Source organism: Nocardia fodinahabitans, assembly GCF_052983615.1.
Window position 1 is genome coordinate 3,275,581 of sequence record NZ_JBRJJC010000001.1, and the last position, 23,150, is coordinate 3,298,730.

The 23,150-nt window shown below is 66.2% G+C and carries 20 protein-coding genes and 1 pseudogene; 8 read left to right on the plus strand and 13 right to left on the minus strand.

Annotation, left to right across the window (positions count from 1 at the left end; genetic code table 11):
• Window positions 1-4 precede the first annotated feature (4 nt).
• Genes NV348_RS15340 through NV348_RS15365 form a run of 6 tightly spaced genes read right to left on the minus strand, consistent with a single transcriptional unit; the run spans window position 5 to window position 6,368 of the window.
• Window positions 5-1,117 carry an MCE family protein gene (locus NV348_RS15340; RefSeq protein ID WP_447147560.1) on the minus strand — a complete coding sequence of 371 codons (1,113 nt, stop codon included), beginning with the start codon at window positions 1,115-1,117 and terminating at the stop codon, window positions 5-7.
• Window positions 1,114-2,109: an MCE family protein gene (locus NV348_RS15345; protein WP_447147561.1), complete on the minus strand. Its 996-nt coding sequence runs from the start codon at window positions 2,107-2,109 to the stop codon at window positions 1,114-1,116. Before NV348_RS15345 ends, NV348_RS15340 begins: the two co-directional genes overlap by 4 nt.
• Window positions 2,106-3,131, minus strand: coding sequence for an MCE family protein (locus NV348_RS15350; protein ID WP_447147562.1), 1,026 nt, complete (start codon window positions 3,129-3,131; stop codon window positions 2,106-2,108). Before NV348_RS15350 ends, NV348_RS15345 begins: the two co-directional genes overlap by 4 nt.
• Window positions 3,128-4,606 (minus strand): MlaD family protein, encoded by a 1,479-nt coding sequence (locus tag NV348_RS15355; protein WP_447147563.1) that lies wholly within the window; start codon window positions 4,604-4,606, stop codon window positions 3,128-3,130. Before NV348_RS15355 ends, NV348_RS15350 begins: the two co-directional genes overlap by 4 nt.
• A 40-nt stretch (window positions 4,607-4,646) precedes the next feature.
• Window positions 4,647-5,510, minus strand: coding sequence for an MlaE family ABC transporter permease (locus tag NV348_RS15360; protein WP_447147564.1), 864 nt, complete (start codon window positions 5,508-5,510; stop codon window positions 4,647-4,649).
• 3 nt (window positions 5,511-5,513) lie between these two features.
• Window positions 5,514-6,368, minus strand: coding sequence for an MlaE family ABC transporter permease (locus NV348_RS15365; protein WP_355275277.1), 855 nt, complete (start codon window positions 6,366-6,368; stop codon window positions 5,514-5,516).
• 460 nt (window positions 6,369-6,828) lie between these two features.
• Between NV348_RS15365 and NV348_RS15370 the strand changes: the two genes are divergently transcribed.
• Window positions 6,829-7,503 carry a S1 family peptidase gene (locus NV348_RS15370; protein WP_447147565.1) on the plus strand — a complete coding sequence of 225 codons (675 nt, stop codon included), beginning with the start codon at window positions 6,829-6,831 and terminating at the stop codon, window positions 7,501-7,503.
• A 62-nt stretch (window positions 7,504-7,565) separates the two neighbouring features.
• On the opposite strand, the gene NV348_RS15375 is transcribed toward NV348_RS15370, so the two are convergent.
• Window positions 7,566-9,017 (minus strand): MFS transporter, encoded by a 1,452-nt coding sequence (locus tag NV348_RS15375; RefSeq protein WP_447147566.1) that lies wholly within the window; start codon window positions 9,015-9,017, stop codon window positions 7,566-7,568.
• Window positions 9,018-9,054: 37 nt separating this feature from the next.
• Window positions 9,055-9,687 (minus strand): LppU family putative lipoprotein, encoded by a 633-nt coding sequence (gene lppU, locus NV348_RS15380; protein ID WP_447147567.1) that lies wholly within the window; start codon window positions 9,685-9,687, stop codon window positions 9,055-9,057.
• 190 nt (window positions 9,688-9,877) lie between these two features.
• On the opposite strand from lppU, the gene NV348_RS15385 reads away from it, so the two are divergent.
• The 7 genes from NV348_RS15385 to NV348_RS15415 all read left to right on the plus strand — a co-directional run bounded on the left by NV348_RS15385 (window position 9,878) and on the right by NV348_RS15415 (window position 18,091).
• Window positions 9,878-11,086: a serine hydrolase domain-containing protein gene (locus NV348_RS15385; RefSeq protein WP_447151050.1), complete on the plus strand. Its 1,209-nt coding sequence runs from the start codon at window positions 9,878-9,880 to the stop codon at window positions 11,084-11,086.
• 43 nt (window positions 11,087-11,129) lie between these two features.
• A complete protein-coding gene (locus tag NV348_RS15390) occupies window positions 11,130-12,476 on the plus strand; it encodes a cytochrome P450 (RefSeq protein ID WP_447147568.1) in 1,347 nt (448 codons plus the stop codon).
• A 304-nt stretch (window positions 12,477-12,780) separates the two neighbouring features.
• Window positions 12,781-13,665: a L,D-transpeptidase gene (locus NV348_RS15395; RefSeq protein ID WP_447147569.1), complete on the plus strand. Its 885-nt coding sequence runs from the start codon at window positions 12,781-12,783 to the stop codon at window positions 13,663-13,665.
• A 123-nt stretch (window positions 13,666-13,788) separates the two neighbouring features.
• Window positions 13,789-14,739, plus strand: a complete 951-nt coding sequence (locus tag NV348_RS15400) for a carbohydrate ABC transporter permease (RefSeq protein WP_447151051.1) — start codon at window positions 13,789-13,791, stop codon at window positions 14,737-14,739.
• Window positions 14,740-14,810: 71 nt separating this feature from the next.
• On the plus strand, window positions 14,811-15,602 hold the full coding sequence (locus NV348_RS15405) for a carbohydrate ABC transporter permease (protein WP_447151052.1): 792 nt from the start codon (window positions 14,811-14,813) through the stop codon (window positions 15,600-15,602).
• A 20-nt stretch (window positions 15,603-15,622) separates the two neighbouring features.
• Window positions 15,623-16,951 carry an ABC transporter substrate-binding protein gene (locus NV348_RS15410; protein WP_447147570.1) on the plus strand — a complete coding sequence of 443 codons (1,329 nt, stop codon included), beginning with the start codon at window positions 15,623-15,625 and terminating at the stop codon, window positions 16,949-16,951.
• Between the two features lie 63 nt (window positions 16,952-17,014).
• Window positions 17,015-18,091 carry an ABC transporter ATP-binding protein gene (locus NV348_RS15415; RefSeq protein ID WP_447147571.1) on the plus strand — a complete coding sequence of 359 codons (1,077 nt, stop codon included), beginning with the start codon at window positions 17,015-17,017 and terminating at the stop codon, window positions 18,089-18,091.
• Between the two features lie 59 nt (window positions 18,092-18,150).
• Here NV348_RS15415 and NV348_RS15420 read toward each other — a convergent pair whose 3' ends face one another.
• From NV348_RS15420 to NV348_RS15440, 5 genes and pseudogenes are all read right to left on the minus strand, one after another.
• Entirely contained in the window at window positions 18,151-19,929 is a 1,779-nt protein-coding gene (locus tag NV348_RS15420) for an ABC-three component system protein (RefSeq protein ID WP_447147572.1), read from the minus strand.
• Window positions 19,895-20,149: an ABC-three component system middle component 6 gene (locus NV348_RS15425; protein WP_447147573.1), complete on the minus strand. Its 255-nt coding sequence runs from the start codon at window positions 20,147-20,149 to the stop codon at window positions 19,895-19,897. The genes NV348_RS15420 and NV348_RS15425 overlap by 35 nt, the downstream gene beginning before the upstream one ends.
• The gene (locus NV348_RS15430; protein WP_447147574.1) at window positions 20,133-21,095 is read right to left on the minus strand and encodes an ABC-three component system protein; all 963 of its coding nucleotides are present in this window, start codon (window positions 21,093-21,095) and stop codon (window positions 20,133-20,135) included. Before NV348_RS15430 ends, NV348_RS15425 begins: the two co-directional genes overlap by 17 nt.
• 105 nt (window positions 21,096-21,200) lie before the next feature.
• Window positions 21,201-22,334 (minus strand): annotated as a pseudogene (locus tag NV348_RS15435) (IS3 family transposase).
• A 104-nt stretch (window positions 22,335-22,438) separates the two neighbouring features.
• Window positions 22,439-23,050 (minus strand): type I restriction-modification enzyme R subunit C-terminal domain-containing protein, encoded by a 612-nt coding sequence (locus NV348_RS15440; RefSeq protein ID WP_447147575.1) that lies wholly within the window; start codon window positions 23,048-23,050, stop codon window positions 22,439-22,441.
• Window positions 23,051-23,150 lie beyond the last annotated feature (100 nt).

The following is a 23,150-nucleotide window of genomic DNA, read 5'->3' on the forward strand; positions in this document are numbered from 1 at the left end:
AGGGTCATTTCGTCAGTCCGAGCAGTGCGGCGGTGAGCCCGTAATCGGGGCCGAAATCCTGCATGTTCCCGGAGCGGCAGCCATCGGACTTCAGCTGGATCCGCTCACAGAACACGCTGACGACCTCGCCGGAGAGGGCGGTGCCGATCAGGCCGTGCAGGCGGACGAAGCGCCGTTCCTTGTCCATCGCGCCGTCGATGTTCTGCATCAGCAGCGGCACGATGTCGACGATCTCGACCATCGCGCCCGAGTTCGCGCGCAGCTGGTTGGTGACGTTGGTCAGCCCCGTCAGCGAGGTCGACAGCTCGTCGGCGTGCTCACCGAACATCGTCGAGGTGTTGGCCAGGAACGCGTTGAGCTGGTCCAGCGTGGCCTGCAGACCGGGGGCCTGCTCGGCCAGCAGACCGGACATCGCGGTCACCCGGTCGCTGAAATCACGCACCGACTGGTCGTTGTCGGCCAGCATCGTCGTCAGCTCGTTGAGCTTGATGATGATGTTGGAGATCGCGTCCTTGTTGTCGATACCGACCTTCAGCGCGCTCGACAGCGCGTCGAGGGTCTCGCGGATCTTCTGGCCGTTGCCGTTGAGCACCGGGTAGAGCACCCGGCCCGAGAGCGGGCCCAGCCCTTCCTGACCCGGCTCCGGCTTGAGCGAGGCGGAGAACTGGTCGATGGTCTTGATCATCGTGTCCAGCTCGACCGGGGTCCTGGTGCGCGCCTTGGGCAGGTGCTCACCGGACTTCATCGACTCACCGCCGGTGTAGGGCGGGGTGATCTCGATGTGGCGGTCGGTCACGATCGAGGGCGAGATGATCGCCGCGATCGCTTCCTTCGGGATCTTCACCCCGCCGTCGATGGTCATGTGGACCTCGATGTAGGTGCCCTTGGGAATGATCTTGTCGACCTTGCCGACCGCCAGGCCGAGGACCATGACGTCGTTGCCCTCGTACATGCCGGCGATGTTCTCGAAGTCGGCCGTGATCTTGGTCGACATGCCGAGCGCGTCGTTCACCTGATTGGGCAGCAGCGAGCAGCTACCCAGGGTCAGGGCGGTGGCGCCGATCATGAGCGATCGGGCCAGCGTCTTGCCGCCGCGGAATCTCGAGGTCAGTTTCATCCTGCGCACCCCTGAATCACCTGAACGAAGCACAGCCAGTTGTCGGGGAACAGCCACGGCAGCGAGACGTCGCCGTAGTTGCCGTTGCCGAGCGCGTTGTTGAAGTACCGCGCGGTGGGCTGGCCGATCTGCAGCAGCCGGTCGAGGTTCTCCTTGTTCTTCTGCAGACCCTCGGCCATGGTGTTGAGCTGACCGATGGTGCCGCCGAACTGGTTACCGTTCTCGGCGCCGATCTCCTCCAGCTGACGGGTCAGCGTGGCGATGTTGTCGAGCAGCTGGCGCAGCAGGTTCTGCCGCTCCATCACCCGGTTCGCGATGGCCTCGCCCTGGGTGATGATCAGCAGGATCGAGTTGCGGTTGTCGGCCAGCAGCTGGGTGACCCGGTTCAGGTCCTTGAGCAGGGTGTCGACCTCGGTCTTGCGCCGGTCGACGACCTTGGCCAGCGCGCCGACGCTGTCGATCGCCTGCGCGACCAGCTGCGGCGAGTCGCCGAGCTGGCTGTTGATCGTGTTGAGCGAGGCGGCCAGCTTCTTGGTGTCGAGTTCCTCGAACTTCGGCGTACCGACCTGCACGACATCGGCGATGTCGTAGGGCACGTCGGTATTGCTGCGCGGGATGGTCTTGCCCTTCAGGCCCGACCCGTCGCCCGGCTGCAGGTCGACGTAGCGCGCGCCGAGCAGCGTGGCCATCTTGATCGCGGCGTGCGCGTCGGGGCCGAACTTCAGCGACTTGTCGACGTCGAGGGTGATCACCACGTGATCGCCCTCGATCTTGGCGCCGGTGACCGTGCCGACCTGCACGCCGGAGACCGCGACCTTGTCCCCGGTCTTGATGCCGGCGGCCTGTACGAACTCCGCGTCGATCGACTGCCTGCCGAGCCCGATGAACTGGTAGACCGTGGAACCGACCAGCAGCAGCACGATGACCAGCGAGCCGATCACACCGAGCCAGAAGTTGCGGTTGCCGAGGAAGGTCGTCTTGAGCTTGCTCATCTGCAGACCTCCGAGTGGGAGGTGCCACCGATCTGGCTGAACAGACCGCGCGGGAAGAGCACGCCGTAGAGCGAGACGTCCAGGCCGCACAGGTAGGCGTTGGCGTGCGTGCCCTCGGAGGTCATCCGGCCCAGATCGGCGAGCATCGACGGCATGTCGATCGCGGCCTGGTCGAGCTTGGCGCCGTTGGCCAGCAGCAGGTTCAGCGCCGCGGTGGTCGAGTTCTGCGCCGCCGAGAGCTTGGGCTGGATCTTGCCGACCATGCCGACCAGCGACGTCGTCGCGTCGGCCAGGGTGGCCGTCGACGCCTGCAGCGACTGACCCTGTTCGTAGAGCCCGCCGATCAGCGCCCGGGTCTGGGTCACCAGGGTCTCCAATTCATCCCCTCGCTTGGCCAACCCGGCCATCACGCCGGACAGGTTGGTGATCACGTCGGACAGGATCGCGTCCCGACGCTGGAAATCCGTGGCCAGCTGCGCGGCCTGGATGATGAAGGACGACAGCGAGACACCGTCGCCCTGCAGCGCCAGGATCAGCGTCTCCGACATGGCGTTGACCTCGGCCGGCTCCAGCGCCTGGAACAGCGGCTGGAAACCGTTGAGCAGCGCGGAGATATCGAACGAGGGCTCGGTGCGGTCGATCGGGATGACCGAACCGCTCTTCAGCGCCTGCGGGCTCGGCGACTCGCCCGGGGTCAGTGCGACGTAGCGCTGACCGATCAGGTTCTGATAGCGGACAAGGGCTTTGGTGTCGTCGAAGACCGTCTGGTCGCTCTGGACGATGAACGACACCTTGGCGTCGTTCTTGCCGTCGAGCTCGATCTTCTCGACCTTGCCGACGCGCACGCCCGCCATGCGGACGTCGTCGCCGGGCCGCAGGCCCAGGACATCGGTGAAGATCGCGGTGTACTTGCGGGTGTCTCCGTCGACCGTGCGGGCGAGCGTATTCCACACGACCACGATGACCAGCATAGAAACGATCGCGAAGATACTGAACCCGATCAGTGGCTTGCGGATACTCATGCGCCACCCCCGTTTTCGGACACTTGCAGGGTTCCGCCCTTCAAAATCGGACCGAGCAGCAGGAATTCGGATGCCGTCGGCTTACGCCCCAGCAGTTGAGTCATCGCCGCTTCGCCCTGGTAGGAGATCGGCTTGGCGGCCGGGGCCACCGCGGGCTGCGGCGCGTCGGCCGGAGCGGCGGGACCGGCGGCCGGCGCGGGGGCGCCGCCACCGAGCAGACCCGGCAGGCCCGGGAGCTGGATCGACGGGACCAAGCCCTCGAGCGGCGTACCGGCGAACGGCTTGACCTCGGTGCCGTTGGCGGTCTGCATCGGCGCGATGCCCGGCGTGGTGAGGCCCGGAATCGCGGGCATGCCCGGGATGGCGACCAGCGGGGGCAGGCCGGCGGCCGCGTCGAGCGCGCGCGGGCGCACGCTCTCCGGCATCGGCGGAATGCTGACCTCGGCGGGTGCGGTGAAGCAGCTCGGACCGAGCAGTTCGCCATAGCGCGGGCAATCCGCGACGGTGTTCGGCTTGTAGGGGGTGAAGGTCAGACCCGCGTTCCAGACCATCTGATTGGCCGGACCGCCGTGCATGGTGGAGTTCAGCGCGGCCAGCGACGGGCCGAAGACCTCGAAGGTCTTGGTGATCGAGCCCGGATCGGCGGCCAGCGCGCCCAGGGTCGCGTTCATCCCGACGGTGACCTCCTTGCCGACATCGGGGTTGGCCGCGAACAGGTCGTTGACCTGGTCGGTGGTGGCGCTCGCACCGGCCAGCAGCGCGATCAGCTGATCCCGCTTGGTGGCGATGGTGTTGGCGGTCTGCACCGAGCTGCCGAGCACGTCGAGCAGTTCCGGCGCCGACTGGTTGAGCGCGTGCGCCGAAGCCGCGAAGTTGTCGAGCATGCCGCCCAGGTTCGGGCCCGCGTCGGCGACGGTGGTCAGCCAGTGGTCGAGGCGCTGGATGGTGGAGCCGGGGACGCGGCCGCTGCCGTCGAGCGCCTGGGTCAGGGTGCCGAGCACCCGGCCCAGCTGCACCGGGTCGACCTCGTTGAGGATGTCGCGCACCGTGGTGAGCGTGTCCTGCAGCGCGATCGTGCCCTGGCTGGTGTCCTCGGGGATCTGCGAGCCCTCGTGCAGGTACTGGTCGGACGCGCCGTTGAAGACCAGCTCGACCGAGGTGACGGCGAACAGGTTGCTCGGTACGACGCGGGCCGTGACGTTGGCCGGAATGTCGCCCGCGAACTCGGGCTTGAGCTCGATGTTCACCTTCTGGGTCGCGCCCTTGTCGACGATCTCGACGTCCTTGACGACGCCGACGAGCACGCCGCGGAACTTCACGTCGGCGTCGGACGGGAGGCCGTCACCGGTGGTCGTCAGGTTGGCGGCCACATTGACCTTGGGCACGAAGTAGCCCTGGTACCTCGCCATCAGGAACCCGAGGATCACCGCGAAGACGATGACGCCACAGGTGCCGGCGATGTACAGCTGTTTCATCGTGGGACCGCGCCCACTGGGATCGATGATCATCGCGCGCCTACCCCGAGATCCTGATTCCGGGGTTGACGCCCCAGATCGCCAATGTCATGAACAGGTCGGCGAACACGACCAGGATGATGCACATCTTGATCGCGCGGCCGGCCGCGACGCCGACGCCCTCGGGACCACCCGAGGCGAAGAAGCCGTAGTAGCACTGGATGAACGTCGTGATCATGACGAACACGACCGCCTTGAGCAGCGAATACAGCACGTCGGTCGGTACCAGGAATTGGTAGAAGTAGTGCGAGTAGGTACCGGCCGCGGTGCCACCTATCAGCTGCACCGTGATCGAACAGGAGACGTAGGCCATCACCAGGCCGATGCAGTACAGCGGCACGATCGCGATGACCGCGGCCATCATCCGGGTGCTGACCAGGTAGGGCAGCGGCCGGATGGCGATCGAGTCGAGCGCGTCGATCTCCTCGGAGATGCGCATGGCGCCGAGCTGGGCGGTGAATCGACAGCCCGCCTGCGCCGCGAAGGCAAGCGCCGCCAGCAGCGGCCCGAGTTCGCGGGTGGTGGCGAAGGCCGAGATGGCGCCGGTGATCGGGCTCAGGCCGAGCAGGTTCAGCGAGGTGTGACCCTGGATGGCGACCGTCATGCCGCCGAAGGCGCTGATGATCAGGATGACGCCGATGGTGCCACCACCGACGACGATGTTGCCGTTACCCCAGGTGACGTCGGAGAGCAGCCGCCAGACTTCCTTCGGATACTGCTTGAAGGCCAGCGGAATCGAGCCGACGGAACGCAGGAAGAAGAAGACCTGGTGACCGAGCCGCGCGAGCAGATCGATGGGCGCCTGGCCGACCGCCTTGAGCTGGCGCAGCGGCCGCAGCAGCGGAGGTACGTAGGTTGATGACATGGCTCAGACCACCTGTGGGGGGAAGACTGCGGCGTAGATCTGGGTGATCGCCACGTTGACACCGAGCAGCATCACCATGGAGCTGACCACCGCCGAGTTCACCGCGTTGGCGACGCCACCGGGGCCGCCGCGGGCGTTCAGGCCGGAGTCGCAGGCGATGATCGCGGCGATGATGCCGAAGATCACCGACTTGAGCAGCGCCACCGCGAGGTCGCGGGTGACCGCGAAGGAGGCGAAGGTGCTCATGTACGAGCCGGGGGTACCCGCCTGGGCGAAGATGTTGAACATGTAGCCGGTGATGAAGCCGACGAAGACGACGAAGCCGCAGAGCAGGAAGCTGACGATCATCGCGGCGCCGAGCCGGGGGGCGACCAGCCTGCGCAGCGGATCGACGCCCATCACCTTCATGGCGTCGATCTCTTCCCGGATGGTGCGCGAGCCGAGGTCGGCGCAGACCGCCGAGCCGACCGCGCCGGCGATCATGATCGAGGTGACCAGTGGCGCGCCCTGCTGGATGATGCCGAGGCCGTTCGCCGCGCCGATGAACGAGGTCGCGCCGACCTGACCGGCGACCGCGCCGACCTGGATGGAGACGATCACCGCGATCGGGATGGCCACGAGCAGAGTCGGTGCCGCGGCCACGTTGGCCATGAACGCGCATTGCCGGACGAACTCGTCGAAGGGGAAGCGGCGACGGAAGATCGCGACGATCAACTCCGTGATCGCTTCGAAACCCATCGTGATCTGTCGACCGAAGGTCTCGAGTGACTTCTTCGGATGGTCGTCCCAAAGGCCCTTGGTCCGGTCGACAGCTTCGCTGACTCGTGAACGGGCGGGTGGACTCTCGGTCGACTGCACTGCTTTTACCCCTCTCGACGCCAGGTCATCAACACCCCGACGACTTGTTTGCTTGACGCACCTTACTACGGAGTAGCGCAGAACACATCACCGACATGTGAGCGCGGTCATAGACAGCGGTCACGGTCTGGAACAGCTATGAGTCCTGCCATGTCGGACCATACCGCCCGAAATTGTGGCGGTATCGGCGATTGCGTGGGATGTCGTTTTCCCCATGGATTCCCAGTACTGGCGGTTGCGCCGAATAAATATTGCGGAAAACTGTCATTCATAACGAACCCCCCGGCCGAATACTCCGGTAGATCACAGGACCAAAGCAAAACTGGTCAATTGATCACCACATTGATAGATATTCGCTATCACGATGAAGTGCGGGCGGGCGGGGCGCGCCCGGGAGGGAATACAGGCACGATAGGCAGAGCGAATTGATATCGTGCGGGCTTCCGACGTCTGGAGGGACATGTTCACCACACTCGCCAAGGTGGCCAACGCCGCCTTCGCCGTCGCCCTCGGTGCAGCACTGCTCGGCACCGGCGCGGGCGCTTCGCAGGCTCAACCCGGCCCCCCGGTGATCGGCGGCGGCTCCGGCATCGTCATCGACAACATGTTCGAATGCACCGTCACCACGGTCGGCTACGACGGTGCGGGCAGACTCGTCGGACTGACCGCGGGCCACTGTGGTGACGCGGGCGCCACCGTCACCGCCGAGGTGGACCGCGGCTACGGCGAGATCGGCCGGTTCGCCTACAGCAACCCCGATCTCGACTACGCGATCATCGAGTTCACGCCGGGCCGGATCATCCCGGTCAACCGGATCGGCAACGTCACCATCACCGGCATCGGTGGGCCCGCCCAGTTCCCGACGATCGTCTGCAAGGAAGGCCGGACCACCGGCAACACCTGCGGCATCACCTGGGGCGATGTCTTCCAGACCAACACCGAGACCTGGGCTCAGATGTGTGTGATCGAAGGCGATTCCGGCGCGCCGGTGGTCGTCGGCTCGACCCTGGTCGGCATGGTGAACGCCTACCTGGCCGTGGCCTGCTTCGGTCCCGAGGTCGGCACCAACATGAGCTCGATCATGAACGACGTCAACGCCCGCGGCGGGATCGGCGCGGGCTTCCATCCGGTGTAGAACGCCCTTCGGATCGCCGGAAGTCGTGCGGGTCGCGTGGATTCATCTCCACGCGACCCGCTTCATTTCTGTCCGAGGGGCGCGAGCGCGGGACCGTCGGCGCCCGCGCAGTGCGGCAGGCAGTCGACCCGGTCCGGCTCCGGCGCCCGGCGCGGCACCCGCAACAGCACACCCGCGACGACCGCACCGACCAGCATTAACGCCGCGCACCAGCGCATCGCGGTGTCGAAGCCCGCGGCGAAGGCGACCGGATCGTCGAAGGCGCCGGACAGTCCGGCCAGCCCTGGCAGCGCGGCGACGGCCAGCAGCTGCGCGGTCCTGGCCACGGCGTTGTTGACCCCGGAGGCGATGCCGGCGTCGGCGGTGGGCACCGCGGCCAGCACCGCGCCGGTCAGCGGCGCGACCATGATCGCGAGACCGAGCCCGAAGACCAGCACTCCCGGCAGGACATCGGCGAGGTAGTTCGCGTCGGGGCCGACCCGTTGCAGCGCGAACACACCGCCCGCGGCCAGCAGCGGGCCCGCGGTCATCGGGATGCGCGGTCCATGCTGTTGTCCCCAGCGCCCGGCCGGGGCGGACAACACCAGCATCAGCACCGTCACCGGCAGACTCGCCGCGCCCGACGCCATCGGCGAATACCCGGACACCAGTTGCAGTTGCAGCACCAGCAGGAAGAAGACGCCGCCCAGCGCGGCGTAGACGAAGAAGGTCACCAGATTCGCCGCGGTGAACACGCGCGAGCCGAACAGCGACGGCGGGACCAGCGGATTCGGACTGCGCAGCTCGACGACCACGAATAGCGCCAGCGCGACCACCCCGACGCCGATCAGCACCGCAAGCCCCTCGATCAGCCCGAGGGTGAGCGCCCCGAGCGCGATGGCGACGATCACCGCGCCCGGCACGTCGATGCGCGAGGGCGCGTCCGGGTCACGGCTCTCCGGCACGAACCGGAGCGCCACCACCGCGACGACCAGCGCCAACGGCACATTCAGCAGGAAGATCGCGCGCCAGCCGACCAGATCGATGAGCCCGCCGCCGAGCAGCGGCCCGAACGCGCCCGCCACGCCGCCCAGACCCGACCACAGCCCGATCGCGCTGCCCTGGTCGTCCTTATCGATCGACGCCGAGATCAGCGCGAGGCTGCCCGGGGTGAGCAGCGCGCCCGCCAGGCCCTGCAGCAAACGGGCGAGCACCAGCATCTCGATGTTCATCGCGACCGCGCACAACAGCGAGGTGACCGCGAATCCGGCGACACCCCAGACGAACACGCGCTTGCGGCCGAGCCGATCGCCGAGCGACCCGCCGAGCAGGATGAACGAGGCCAGGGTGAGCGTGTAGCCGTTGACGGTCCACTGCAGCCCGGCCACATCGGTGTCCAGCGATTCGCCGATGCGCGGCAGCGCGACCGACACGACGGTGGCATCCAGTGACGCCATCGACGAGCCGAGGATGGTGGCGAGCAGGATCCACCGCCCCGTGGCCGATTTCAGCCGAACCGTCCGGGTCGGAGGCACCTCCCCAAACTAGCCGTCGCGCTGGTCTTTCGCCGGACTACAGGCTCTGGACGCAGACCACGACTTTGCGCTCGGGGTACTTGAAGCCCGAGTCGGCGACATCCGGGCAGTCGTCGACGCTGTCGGTGTTGTTCTTGATCGTGATGACCTTGACCGGCTCCGAACCGGTCTCGCCGCACTCGATCCGCTTGGGCTCGTCACCGCCGACATCCATGCAGCCACCGACGACCCAGTCGATATCGAGGCACAGCGCGCCGGTCTCGATGCCGTTGAGGGTCTCGGCGTAGAAGTTGTCGCGGTCGCTGACGCAGCCGGTGCTGTTCTTGGCCTTGCCGATGACCTTGTAGTTCGACGACCGGCTGCCACACGACGCCTTGTCGATGGTGGCGTCGTCGACGGTGCCGCCGAGCGCGACGCAGTCACCGACATTGGCCTGGAAGTCGGTGTTGCCGCCCCGGGTCGAGGTCTGGGCGGGCTTGCTCGTGGTCGGCTTGCCCGTGGTGGGTTTGCCGGGCTTGGTGGTGGGTCCGGCGCTGCTGGTCGCCGGGACGACATCGATCGCGGGCTGCGCGTGGCCGTCGATGGTGCCACCGCATCCACTCGCGACGAAGGCGGTCACCGTGAGGGCGACCGCGCCGACGAGCCGGCCGATGGACAGGTCTGCAAACACCTACTGTGAATACACCACCGGAGCCACCGGCGTCGACTCCATCCCGATGGCCGGGGTGCTGGGTTACTCTTGGGATTCCGGCCCCCGGCCGTACCTGCATCAGGAGGTGAACCCGATGGTGGCAGCAACGGCGGGAGATTTCGGCCCCCTGACCCGGCCCGGCGGCACGCCGATCACGGCACCGCGCCACATGCTGGTCGATCCCCGGTTCATCCGGCTGGCCGACCATTTCTTCGGACTCTTCCCGCAGCCCAGCCGCGGCGGCGGCGCGCTGGCGATCTATCTGGAGGGCAGGCCGGTCGTCGACATCTGGGCGGGCTGGGCCGCCAAGGATCAGCGCTGGAACGGCGAGAACGTCGCGCTCACCTTCTCCACCGGCAAGGGCGTCGCGGCGACGGTCGTACACCGGCTGGCCGAGCGCGGGCTGATCGACTACGAGGCGCCGGTCGCGCGGTACTGGCCCGAATTCGCCGCGCACGGCAAGCACGACATCACCGTGCGCGATGTGCTCTCGCACCGCGCCGGCCTGCACCGCGTGCGCGGGCTGGTGCCGGGGCGCGAGGGCATCCTCGACTACGACAAGGTGGTCACCGCGCTGGCGGAGAGCCCGGCCGACCCGCGCCGCATCCGCACCTCGGGCTATCACGCGATCACCTTCGGCTGGCTGGTCGCCGAGATCGTGCAGCGGGTGACCGGCGAACCGTTCACCACGGTGCTCGAACGAGAAGTGGCGCAGCCGTTGGGAACCGACGAATTCTGGTTCCAGGTGCCCGCCGCGCAGCGGCACCGGATCGCCAAGATCTTCCCGCACCTGGCGCCGCCGGGCATCCGGTGGAACACCGCGTCCTCGGTGCTGTCGTGGGTGCGGCCCGCGCGCGGGCTGGCCGAGGCGGGCATGCCGGAGAGCTTCGACGAACTGGTGCGCGACCCGCGCGTGCACGACGCGGTGATGCCGGGCTGGAACGGCGTCTTCTCGGCCAGGGCGCTGGCCAGGATGTACGGCGCCCTCGCCAATGGCGGCGTGGTCTACGCGAGCGACGCCGAGCGCAGGCCGTCGCGCGGCAACCCGGCCGTGCAGTTCCTGCGGCCGGCGACGATCGAGCTGGTCAACCGGACCCAGCAGACCGACAGCCGCGACTACGTCCTCGGCCTGCCGCTGCGCTTCACCCTGGGTTATCACCGACCGGTGCTGATGACCAAGCAGCAACCACGGCAGGCGTTCGGCCACTACGGAATCGGCGGTTCCGGTGCCTACGCCGACCCCGATCTGCGGATGTCGATCGCGTTCGTCACCAACCGGCTCGGCAACTCCTTCACCGCGCTCGGCGACGCGCGGCTGGCCAAGTTGTCGGCGATCGCGCAGGGCACCGTGCGCAGGCTGCGCACCGAGCAGACCTAGGCACCGGTCGAACCAGACACCGGCGCGCACCGTAGTAACGGACATGACAGCGCTGAGCCCGGCACCGGCGACACCACGCTGGTCGCTGCTGCACGGGCTGGCCGCCGGCCGGGATTTCGAGGGCTACCTGCGGCGACGCGCGGCCCACAGCGGCGATCCGTTCGCGGTCGGCTTTCCGGGCTTCCCGCCCGTGCTGTTCACCGGGACGGCCGAGGGCGCGCGCGAATTGTTCCGCGCGCCCATACCGCTGCTGGAGCCGCCACGGCCCAATCCGATCGAACCGATGGTCGGCGCCGCCTCGCTGATCCTCAGCTCCGGCGCACGTCATCGCACCGACCGCGCGCTGCTGGCGCCCGCGCTGCACGGTCCGCGCGTACGCGCGCTGGCCGGGGTGATCCGCGACGCGACCCTGCGCGAGATCGAGATCGGCAGTGGCACAGCGGGTTCCTGGCAGGTGGGCAGCCGCATCGACGCGCTCGCCGCGGCGCGCTCCATCACGCTGCGGGTCATCCTGGCGGCCGTCTTCGGCGCCGAGATCGACCGCGAGCCCGAATACGCCGGTGCCGTCACCGATTTCCTCACCACCTTCACCACGCCGCTGCTGGTGGCACCCGGATTACGCCGTGGCATCGGCGGATTCGGGCCGTGGGAGCGTTTCGTCGCCGCCCGCGCACGCCTGGACCGGGTGATCCTGGCCGATATCGCCCGGCGTCGCCGCGCCGGGGCCGGCTCGGGCGACCTGCTCGATCTGCTCCTGGCCTCCCGCTACGACGACGACAGCGCCCTCACCGACAGCGAACTGTGCGAGCAACTGCGAACCCTGCTCGTCGCCGGTCACGAGACGACGGCCACCACACTGACCTGGGCGCTGTATCACCTGCATCGCGAGCCCGGACTGCTCGACCGCGTCACCGCCGAACTGGCGGCGGCGGGTGACGACCCCGCCGACTTCGCCGCGCTGCCGCTGCTCGGCGCGGTCTGCCAGGAGACCCTGCGCCTGCATCCGCCGGTCCCCATCGTGCTGCGCACGCTCCGGGAGCCGTTGCGATGGCGCGGGGTCGACGTGGCGGCCGGGCAGACGATCGGTCTCGCCGTCGGCGTGCTGCACAGTGACCCGTCAGCCTGGCCCGCGCCGCGGCTGTTCCATCCCGACCGCTTCCTCGACCGCAAGGTCTCCCCGTTCGAGTTCGCCCCGTTCGGCGGCGGGCATCGCCGGTGTATCGGCGCCACGCTGGCCGAATACGAGCTCCGCATCGTGCTGGCAACCCTGTTGACCACGGTCCGGTTGTCCATGGACCCCCGCCTTGCCCTGGGCGCGCGACCCCGCACCGTGCCCCGAAATCTCGCCACGGCGCCGGATCGAGCGATCCACTTCACACGGATCGGGTGATTTCGATCACTTCACGTTTGAGGCTCACACCCACGAGCTTCGACCCGGCCCGAGATCACCGTCGCCGACTCGCCGCCGTGAGCGCGGCGTTTGACGAAAGCCGGTGTATAACAGCGCGTTATGTGACCTGGAGCACAGAGTTGCCGGTCCGTTATCGCCGCGCGGCGCGGCTGGCACGTTGTCACCCCGTGCGGGTAGGAAGGGACGGTCAGGGTCTCCGGCGTCGTTACCCCGTGGAGACCCGTTGCGGACTCCGCGTCAATCACGAAGATCTCGCGCCGCCGCAGGTGGAACGAGAGATGGAATGGACGAGAAACCTATGCACTACGAGGCAAATATGCAGCAATCGCGCTGGCTTCGCCGGGGTCTGCTGCTGTCGGCGGCAGTCGCGGCGGCGGGCGCTTTGATCATCATGCCCGCGCAGGCACAGCCGACCCTCCCGGGCTCCGGTTCCAGCCAGCCCGCGGTGAACGAGCCCGCGCCGCAGGCGCCGTTCGCCCCACCGAACATCAACATCGCCGACGGCGAGACCGTCGGCGTCGCGCAGCCGATCATCATCACCTTCAAGGAGCCGGTCGGCGACCGCGCCGCCGCCGAGAAGGCCATCAAGGTCACCTCGAGCCAGCCCGCGCCCGGCCACTTCTACTGGACCGGCGACAAGCAGGTGCGCTGGAAGCCGAACGAGTTCTGGCCCGCCAACACCGACGTCAACGTCGTGGCCGGCGGCACCACCAGCTCGTTCCGCATCGGTGACGCCTTCATCGCCAGCGTCGACGACAACACCAAGATGATCACCGTGACGGTGAACGGTGAGGTCGTCAAGGAGATGCCGACCTCGCTCGGCAAGCCGGGGTACGAGACCCCGAACGGCACCTACATCGTGGGCGAGCGGTTCGAGAAGATGACGATGGACTCGTCGACCTACGGTGTGCCGGTCACCGATCCCGAGGGCTACAAGCTCGAGGTCGAGTACGCGACCCGCATCTCCAACAGCGGTATCTTCGTGCACGCCGCCCCGTGGTCGGTCGGCCAGCAGGGCTACTCCAACGCCAGCCACGGCTGCCTGAACGTGAGCACCGAGAACGCCAAGTGGTTCCTGGAGAACTCGCGCCGGGGTGACGCGGTCGTCGTGACCAACACCCAGGGCGGAACCCTCAGCGCCGGTGACGGACTGGGCGACTGGAACTGATTCACTGAACAAAAGCCGAACAATACGATCAATCGCGATCGTGTTGTTCGGCTTTTTGCTGTACTCGGCCTTGTGCGCCCGATGTTCAGAGAGACGGCGGCCAGGGTTAACCGACAGTTCGCCATGCGCCGTAAAACTGCCGCGGTGCGAAGCAGTCCAGAGCGGGTTCTCCCCGCACCACGAGGCCGCGGGCTGAAAAACCGCCCGTGGCAGGACTATGCGCTGTTCCTGGTCCTGGTCGTGCCGAATCTGGTGCTGCTGACGCTGTTCGTTTACCGGCCGCTGGCGGACAACATCCGGCTGTCGTTCACCGACTGGAACATCGCGGATCCTGTTGCCACCCCGATCGGTTTCGACAACTACGTCGAGTGGTGGGGGCGCGAGGATTCCTGGAAGGTCGTCTCCAACACGGTGATCTTCACCGTCGCCGCGGTCGCGGTGAGTATGGCGCTCGGCCTCGCGCTGGCACTGCTGCTCGACCGGAAACTATTCGGGCGCAATGTGGTTCGCTCGGCGATTTTCGCGCCGTTCGTGATCTCCGGCGCGGCGATCGGCGTGGCTTTCCAATTCATCTTCGATCCGAGTTTCGGTCTGGTACAAGATGTTCTGCACCGTGTCGGTGTGGACCAGGTTCCGGATTTCTATCAGGACCCGCACTGGGCCCTGTTCATGGTGACGATCACTTACATCTGGAAGAACCTCGGATATACCTTCGTCATCTATCTGGCTGCGCTGCAGGGCGTGCGCGCGGAGCTGATGGAAGCCGCCGAAATGGATGGCGCGAGCCGCTGGACGACTTTCACCAAAGTGCTTCTGCCACAACTGCGTCCGACCACATTCTTCCTGTCGATCACCGTACTGCTGAACTCGCTGCAAGTCTTCGACATCATCAATGTGATGACTCGCGGCGGACCGCTCGGCAACGGCACGACAACCATGGTGTTCCAGGTATACGAGGAGTCGTTCCGTAATTTCCGGGCCGGCTACGGCGCCACCGTCGCAACCATCATGTTCGTGGTGCTGCTGGTGGTCACGCTGATCCAGGTGCGCGTGATGGATCGGGGCGAACGGTGAAACACGTAGGGCCGCAGACACTCTCGTACCGGCGCCGCGAACGCGCCGTCACCGCGCTCGGTTACGCCGCGATGGTGTGCGTGCTGATCCTGGTCGGCGTCCCGCTGTTCTGGATCCTGATCACCTCGCTGAAGGACCGCGCCGACATCTACACCCAGCCCGCGGTGTACTGGCCGCACAGCTGGCACCCGGAGAACTACAGCGAGGCCACCACGACGGTGCCGTTCTGGACCTTCCTGCGCAACTCGCTGATCGTCACCGGTGTGGTGTCGGCGGTGAAGTTCGCACTCGGGGTGTTCAGCGCGTACGGCCTGGTGTTCCTGCGCTTCCCCGGCAAGAACATCGTGTTCCTGGTGATCATCGCGGCGCTGATGGTGCCCAACCAGATCACCGTCATCTCCAACTACGCGCTCATCGCGCAGCTGGGCTGGCGCAACACTTTTCAGGGCATCATCATCCCGCTCTGCGGCGTCGCCTTCGGCACGTTCCTGATGCGCAACCACTTCCTGTCGCTGCCCGGTGAGGTCATCGAGGCGGCGCGGATGGACGGCGCGAACTGGTGGCGGCTGCTGACCAGGGTGGTGCTGCCGATGTCGGGGCCGACGATGGTGGCGTTCGCGGTGGTCACGCTCGTCAACGAGTGGAACGAGTACCTCTGGCCGTTCCTGATGGCCGACTCCGCCGAGGTCGCCACGCTGCCGGTGGGGCTGACCCTGCTGCAGAACACCGAGAACCCGTCGGTCACCAACTGGGGGCCGGTGATGGCGGGCACCGTGCTCACGATGCTGCCGATCCTCATCGTGTTCCTCGCACTGCAACGTCACATGATCAAAGGCCTCACCTCCGGTGCGGTCAAGGGTTGATTCTCGAACAGGAGATCCACGTGTCCAGTCAACGATTCCCGGCGCTGAGCCGCCGCGGCTTCCTCGGCCTCACCGGCGCGGCCGCCGCGGGTCTGGCGCTCACCGCCTGTGCGGGCACCGGCGGCGGATCCGGTGACGGCGGCGACGCCAAGACCATCACCTTCTGGTCCAACCACCCCGGCACCTCCAAGGACCTGGAGTTGGAGCTGATCAAGCGGTTCCAGGCCGAGCACCCGGACCTGACGGTCAACCTGGTCGACGCGGGCAAGAACTACGAGGAGGTGGCGCAGAAGTTCAACGCCGCGCTCACCGGTGGTGACCTGCCCGACGTGGTCGTGCTCTCCGATGTCTGGTGGTTCAACTACGCGCTGACCAAGGCGATCGAGCCGCTGGACAGCCACTTCGGCGACGCGGGCGTGCAGCTGAGCGACTACGTCGACTCGCTTGCCGCCGACTACCTGTTCGACGGCAAGCACTACGCGCTGCCCTACGCCCGCTCGACCCCGCTGTTCTACTACAACAAGGACGTGTGGGCGAAGGCCGGTCTGCCCGACCGCGGCCCGAACTCCTGGCAGGAATTCGACGAGTGGGGCCCCAAGCTCCAGTCCGTGGTCGGCGGCGACAAGTTCGCGCACGCCTGGGGCGACGCCAAGAACTACCTGGCCTGGACCTTCCAGGGCCCGAACTGGACCTTCGGTGGCGCGTACTCCGATCAGTGGAAGCTGAAGTTCACCGATCCGGGCTCGATCGCGGCGGCCACCTACCTGCGCGATTCGATCAACGTGAAGAAGTACGCGGCGATCCGCCCGCAGATCGCGGTCGACTTCGGCACCGGCGTGGCCGCCTCGACGATCGCCTCCACCGGTGACCTCAAGGGCATCAAGAAGAACGCCGACGGCAAGTTCGAGGTCGGCACCGCGTTCCTGCCGCACCCGAACGGTCCCGGCGTCACCACCGGCGGCGCCGGCCTGGCGATTCCGGCGCGGATCTCGGACGCGCGCAAGACCAACGCGCTCAAGTTCATCGAGTTCGTCACCAACGCGGCCAACACCGCGTACTTCTCGCAGAACACCGGATACATGCCGGTGCGCAAGTCGGCGGTGACCGACCCGTCCGAGGTCGACTTCCTGGCGAAGAACCCGAACTCGAAGGTTGCCATCGACCAGCTGGCGGTGACCAAGTCGCAGGACTACGCCCGCGTGTTCGTGCCCGGCGCCGACCAGATCATCGGCACCGGCTACGAGCAGATCGGCCTGCAGAACGCCGATCCCGCCACGGTTCTCGCGAAGGTCGCCGCCGACGTGCAGGCGATCATCGACCGGCAGATCACGCCCAAGCTGCCGAAGTAGTCACCCCCGTGGGCCGGTGGTCGTGGTGACCACCGGCCCGCCTCGTTCCCAGGAGAATTCCCCATGGCGACAGTGCAGTTCGACGGTGTCACGCACCGCTACCCCGGCGCCGACACCCCCGCTGTCGACGCACTCGATCTCGACATCGCCGACGGCGAGTTCCTCGTCCTGGTCGGGCCGTCGGGCTGCGGCAAGTCGACCAGCCTGCGCATGCTGGCCGGCCTGGAGTCGGTCGAGGAGGGGACCATTCGCATCGGCGAGCGCGACGTCACCGGGCTGCCGCCGCGTGCCCGCGACGTGGCGATGGTGTTCCAGAGCTACGCGCTCTACCCGAACATGACCGTCGCCGAGAACATGGGCTTCGCCCTGCGCAACGCCGGAATGAGCAAGGCCGACACCCTCGTCCGGGTCAAGGAGGCGGCCGCCATGCTGGAACTCGAGGCCCTGCTCGACCGCAAACCCGCCAAGCTGTCGGGCGGTCAGCGCCAGCGGGTCGCGATGGGTCGCGCGATCGTGCGCCGCCCGCAGGTGTTCTGCATGGACGAGCCGCTGTCCAACCTCGACGCCAAACTGCGGGTGAGCACCCGCTCCCAGATCGCCGCGCTGCAACAGCGACTCGGCACCACCACGGTCTACGTCACCCACGACCAGGTCGAGGCGATGACCATGGGCCACCGCGTCGCCGTCCTGCGCGACGGGACATTGCAGCAGATCGCCTCGCCCCGGCAGCTCTACGACGACCCGGTGAACACCTTCGTCGCCGGCTTCATCGGCTCACCGGGCATGAACCTGCTCGAAGCCCCCGTGGTCGACGGCGCCGCGGTCCTCGATGGCCTGCGAATCCCGGTGCCACGCAGCGTTTCCGGGGCCCGCGTCGTGCTCGGTCTCCGCCCCGAGGCATGGGAGATCACCACCGATCCCGAGGGCATCACCGTCGTCGCCGAGCTCCTCGAAGAGCTCGGCGCCGAATCCTTCGTCTACACCCACGGCGCGGGCACCGACTGGTCGACCCGCTCCGGCAAGATCGTCGTCCGCGTCGACCGCCGCTTCCAGACCACCCTCGGCGAAACCCTGCATCTGCGACCGAAACTCGACGAGATCTTCTTCTTCGACGCCGAAACGAAGTTGCGTCTGCGGTAGGCACACCACGCTGGTCTGCAGTCGGTTGGCGCAGCCACCGATTCCGCACTATCGGTGAATTATGAGTACGCCTGATCGAAACGGAAGCCGAACAGCCCACCGGTGTCGGACTCGTCGGTCAGCCGCTGGTCGAGGATGTACGGGTCGGCGTCGAAGGCTCCGTCGCTCTGGGCTTCCACACTGTCGAGGAAGTCGGAATTGAGCGCCACGATGTACTGGAATCCGTGTTCCTCGGCGAGGCGGGCACCGATATTCAGACATGATGCCACTTGACGTGTGTCGATCGAGTCGAACAGGTGACTGTCGTGGACAAGGATTCGTGGTCCGCGCCCGGCCTTGATCGCGGCGAGTGTGCAGACGAGGTCGAGCATGAATATCTCGACGCTGCGCACCCCGGAGCTCGCGTCTCCCGAAATTCGGGGTTCGACCTTCAAGATTCCCTTCGCTGATGGCGCGACATACAGCGAGGCTTCGCGGTCGGTGTAGATCTCAGCGCCCAGTTCGTTGAACAGCGAGATCGATTCATCCAGCTGATCTGCTCTTTCCTGAGTTTCGACACGCACCGCAGCGACCAGCTCAGCTGTCCTGATCTTGATGGTGTCGTTGATCGAGCTGATCGACTGGGCGGCGTCGAGACGGCGTTCGATGTCGGCGACGTCTGCTTCGAGTGTGGCCAGGTCGCGTTGTGCGCTGAGGAAGGTATCCAGTGCGACCGTCTCGCGAAGCAGGCGAAGCACTTGGGAGCGCCTGTGGTCGAGTCTCTGGCGTTCGCGATCGACGGATTCCAACCGGGATCCGGCTTCGTCGAGTTCCTGCTGCAGGAACATTCGTCGATTCCGAACCACTGATTCATGGAAGGCAGCGACCTCGGAGTAGCGATGAAGGACGGTGTCCGGCAGTGCAAGACCGATCTCAGCATAGACCCGTTCGACCTTCTCGGTCAGCTCACTACTCGAGGCGACTGTGACCTCGTCGTGCAGTGTCTGCTCGAGCTCTCGTATCCGCCGCTGGAGCAGTAGGCCCTCGTTGTTCAGCCGCTCGATGTCGCGGGTGAGGCGGTCGGCCTCACGCTGATGCTCGCCGTACTGCTCGTCGACCCGGAAGCCGTGGAGGTCTTCCTGCATGCGGTCGCGGTGACGACGCGCTACCGCCAGTCGAGCTCGCAGGTCGGATTCGTCAAGGGACAGGTGAGCGAAGGCTCCTTCCTTGACCGCTTTTCGAATCGCTTTGGCCTGCTTGTCGAGACGATCGAGTTCACCTGCCTTGCCGAGAGTCTCAGGGGAGAGCCCGAGCATGAAGCCCAGACGTACACCCGACTCCCAATCCGACTCGGCATGAAAGCCTTTGGTCGGTCTGTCGAAGGAGGTGCGAATCAGCTGTGCCCAGAGCTGCCCGGTGGTTGGACGCTCGGTGCCGGCCGGGATGTGGAACACATGCTGTGCCTGCAGACTCTTCCACTCGTCCACCCGCAGCTCCGAGTTGACAAGCAACGGCTCCCATCCGTGAATCCGGACGCGATTCCCGGCTTGGACCGCGCGGCTGACAGTTGTCGATTGCGGTTGCGAGGTTCCTTGGGCTGGTAGCGCTAGGTGCGCGGTGAAGACGTGCTGCTCGAGGTACGGAGATTTGAACTCCGCGGGCAGTTCACCACCGACCAGATACCGCAGGATCTTGACGAAGCTGGTTTTGCCGCTGCTGTTGCGGCTCTCGCCCTGGTCGGAGACCTCGGTTCGCTCGGCGACAAGGATGTTCAGTCCCGGACGGAAACTCAGCGTCTTGAACCGCGGGTCGGAGCAGGTGAGCTTACCGAGGAACATGTGCCCGCCGCAGGTATCCATCGGGCGAGGTCTCTATCAGCCGCAGTGTGTAGAGGGCGGTGAGGGACAGCGAGAACCAGTCGAACGTGATCCGCCCGGAGTTGTTCGTGGACCGTTGCCGGTTGCTGTAGCGCTCCCAGAGTGCGGACACCGACAGTGGGTCACCGAGCTCCTCCAGCACATCGGCGCCGATCGTGATCAGCGCGCGGTCGGCCGATACTCCCTTAGTAGGAAGCAGCATGGTGGACCTCCTCACCGGATACCGAAACCGAGCCGGGCGGTTCTTCGAAGATATGGCATGAATCGAAGAAGTACGACACTACTGCGTAGGCGGCGTTGGCCCGTTTGGCGTCCATACGCGGGTCGGAGCCTGCGACGGCGACGTACAGCCGCTCCAAAATCTCGGCCGGTTGGTCCGTCACAGCTCGGGCCTGCTGGTACAGCGCGCGGAAGCGGTCGCCGTGTGTGTCGTAGAGGGCTGGGTCCGAAGCGCCCGCGTACCACTCATCGATTTGGGGCGCGAGGAGGCGGCCGCTGTTGAACTCCAGGCGACTCCTTTCGGGGAGTTCATTGAACTCCATCTTGTGCGGTGGGACGGGCCGGATCGTTCCACTTGTGAGTGGGTTGGGTCCCGCGGTGCCAAGCTTGTCGAGCAGGGGGATCAAGTCCCGCAGCTCGACATTCGCGGCACCGGGCACCCCTGGGAACAACTCGTCCAGCACATCGGCGTCCAGCTTGCTCACCACCTCGGTCCACAGCTTGTCGGTACCGAAATGGCGAATCTTCACTGGGCGCAACGGATGCGCGTGATGTGCCTGCTGCAGGTCGACCATCACCGCGGAGGCCTTCGGTCCAAAGGGCGCGTTGGTCACGAACCGCCAAGTGTGGAATGTGGCCCACACACTGCGGGCGCGGTCGAAGTCCTCGCGGACCTTCTTCGCCAGCTCACGTTCGGCATCTCTGCCGGGACGCTGCCCGTAGCAAGCGTAGGCGATGGTGCCGGCTTCAGCGATCCCGTCGCATCCGCCGTCGCCGAGCCGCCCTGTTGGGACGGGGTTGATGAAGTCGTCGTGGAATCGAGAGAGGACCTTGGTGATGTACTCCTCGAACGCAGTGCCGGACTGGAAGCACTCCTCGCTGTGACGAAAGCGGTACCAGTCACGCCAGTTCGCAGACAACAACCCCATCAAACCCCCTTGTTTCGCCCCACCGCAGTCCCTTGATCGTACCGATGCGTCAGCAGACGCGCCGCCCTCTTCCACATGACTGGGCCCCGTCGGTGGGTCCACCGGCTATGCGAGTTGTAGCTGCTGCTGAAACTCGGTCGGTGACCACTGCTCACGGAACGCTTCCGGGCTGAGAAAGCCCAACGACCCGTGGGGTCGGTAACTGTTGTACTCGATCCGCCAGTCCTCGGCAAGAACACGGACCTCGGTCAACGAATGAAACACCTCGCACGACAAGAACTCGTCGCGGAAACGCCCGTTGAACGACTCGCAGATCCCGTTCTGCCACGGCGATCCCGGATCGATGAACGACGCGTCGACACCGGTGAACCGGCACCAATCCCGCATCGCGTGCGCGGTCATCTCCGTGCCGTTGTCCATCCGGATATGGACTGGCCCGTCAGCCTGTGTCCGCGATGATCTCATCGAGCACCCCGACCAACTGATCCGACGTGCACGACCGAAATGCTCTGGTAGCCAACGCTTCCCGCGTGAACTCATCGACGATGTTGAGGAACCGGACCTGGCGCCCGTCGACGGTGACATCAACCTGGAAATCCAACGCCCACATCTGATCAGGTGCGGTTGCCCGCAACCGTTGATTGCGGCCTGCCCCGATCCGCCGTTTCTTCCGGACCCGGAATGGTCGTTTCAGACCTTCCTCGCGCCAAAGCCGTTGGGTCCGTTTGTGGTTGGTGACCATGCCCTCGCCGCGGCAAAGTGCGTGGGCTTTGCGCCATCCCCACCGCGGGTGCTTGGCCGAGATCTCGCGTAACCGCGCCCGTAAAGCCCGGTCGAGCTCAGTGATCGTGGGTGGTCGGCGTTGCACTGATCGGGGTTGCCCCACGACCGCGCACGCGCGTCGCTGTGACACCCGAAACCGTTGTTGCAGAAACACGACGGCTCTGCGGCGTCGGTCCGGGCTCAGAAGTTTCCCCGGTTCACTTCCTTGAGCATGTCGATATCGAGGGCTTGCTCGGCGACCATCTTCTTCAGCCGCGCGTTCTCGCGTTCGAGCTCTTTGAGCCGTTTCGCGTCGTCGGACTTCATGCCGCCGTATTGGGCTTGCCAGCGGTGCCAGGAGGCGTCGGAGATCTCGAGGTGTTTACAGACCTCTTCGATCGAGAAGCCCTGCCCGATCAGCTTCTCGCCTTCGCGGAGCTTCCGGATGACCTGCTCGGGGGTGTGTCGTCGTGCCATGGTGTGTTCTCGTCCTCCTGCACCCATTCTGGTGCATCAGAACTCTCACAACCACTGGACCTGCTCAAAGGGATCCAGTCACACAGTGGTCGCATGGCCGGGGACTACGCCGAGCGGGCGTCGGCGGGGATAGCGGTGGCGCGTAGCTGGAGGAGCACAGCCTCGATTTCGTCCAGGTCGGTGGAGTCGGGGAACAGGGCGTCAGGGCCGTTCGGGTAGCGCTGACTGAATGGGGGGTCGTACAGCGAGCCGACATCGACGATGCCGTTCGCGACGATCACCTTGGCCAGCAGGTCGAGGAAATCGAGTTGGTTGGCCGTGAGCGTCCGGCCGGATTGGAACGTGTCGAAGGCGTCGCGCGCCGCCCGCTCCTCGAGACCGGTCAGGGAGCGCAGGAACAGGCCGAGTTCGCCGTTGTGGGCGGCTTTCGCCTCGGCGATATCCTCGCTGGTGGCGAAGCCCTCGCCGAGGAAGACAGTCTCGAGGTATTGCACGTCCATCGCCGTGATCTGGCGATTGCGCCGCAGTTTTTGCACTGCGACGTGGTCGGCGTGGTCGGTGAGATAGGCGCGGGCCTGGGCTTTGAACCGCTTCTTGTCCCGAAGGCCGGCCAGCGCGGTCAGCTCGAGGATGGACTCCAGCATCGGCAAGGTGACATCGTCCCACCAACTGTCGGCGCAGGTGTCGGTGAGGAAGTCGTGTTGCGCGGCGATCACTGGAATTCGCTGCAGGTTGGACTGAGCAGTTCGGTCGCGACTTCCCGCACCTGCGTACCCAACGCTGGATATCCCGGCTCGCCGGTGAGATGCACCAACT

Bases quoted from the DNA above. Each gene is read 5' to 3' on its own strand.
- NV348_RS15400 (WP_447151051.1), top strand. From the start codon at position 13,789: ATGCGCCGTAAAACTGCCGCGGTGCGAAGCAGTCCAGAGCGGGTTCTC.
- NV348_RS15415 (WP_447147571.1), top strand. From the start codon at position 17,015: ATGGCGACAGTGCAGTTCGACGGTGTCACGCACCGCTACCCCGGCGCC.
- NV348_RS15385 (WP_447151050.1), top strand. From the start codon at position 9,878: ATGCTGGTCGATCCCCGGTTCATCCGGCTGGCCGACCATTTCTTCGGA.
- NV348_RS15355 (WP_447147563.1), bottom strand. From the start codon at position 4,606: ATGAAACAGCTGTACATCGCCGGCACCTGTGGCGTCATCGTCTTCGCG.
- NV348_RS15350 (WP_447147562.1), bottom strand. From the start codon at position 3,131: ATGAGTATCCGCAAGCCACTGATCGGGTTCAGTATCTTCGCGATCGTT.
- NV348_RS15345 (WP_447147561.1), bottom strand. From the start codon at position 2,109: ATGAGCAAGCTCAAGACGACCTTCCTCGGCAACCGCAACTTCTGGCTC.
- NV348_RS15425 (WP_447147573.1), bottom strand. From the start codon at position 20,149: ATGCTGCTTCCTACTAAGGGAGTATCGGCCGACCGCGCGCTGATCACG.
- NV348_RS15420 (WP_447147572.1), bottom strand. From the start codon at position 19,929: ATGGATACCTGCGGCGGGCACATGTTCCTCGGTAAGCTCACCTGCTCC.
- NV348_RS15390 (WP_447147568.1), top strand. From the start codon at position 11,130: ATGACAGCGCTGAGCCCGGCACCGGCGACACCACGCTGGTCGCTGCTG.
- NV348_RS15370 (WP_447147565.1), top strand. From the start codon at position 6,829: ATGTTCACCACACTCGCCAAGGTGGCCAACGCCGCCTTCGCCGTCGCC.
- NV348_RS15395 (WP_447147569.1), top strand. From the start codon at position 12,781: ATGGACGAGAAACCTATGCACTACGAGGCAAATATGCAGCAATCGCGC.
- NV348_RS15405 (WP_447151052.1), top strand. From the start codon at position 14,811: ATGGTGTGCGTGCTGATCCTGGTCGGCGTCCCGCTGTTCTGGATCCTG.
- NV348_RS15360 (WP_447147564.1), bottom strand. From the start codon at position 5,510: ATGTCATCAACCTACGTACCTCCGCTGCTGCGGCCGCTGCGCCAGCTC.
- NV348_RS15340 (WP_447147560.1), bottom strand. From the start codon at position 1,117: ATGAAACTGACCTCGAGATTCCGCGGCGGCAAGACGCTGGCCCGATCG.
- NV348_RS15430 (WP_447147574.1), bottom strand. From the start codon at position 21,095: ATGGGGTTGTTGTCTGCGAACTGGCGTGACTGGTACCGCTTTCGTCAC.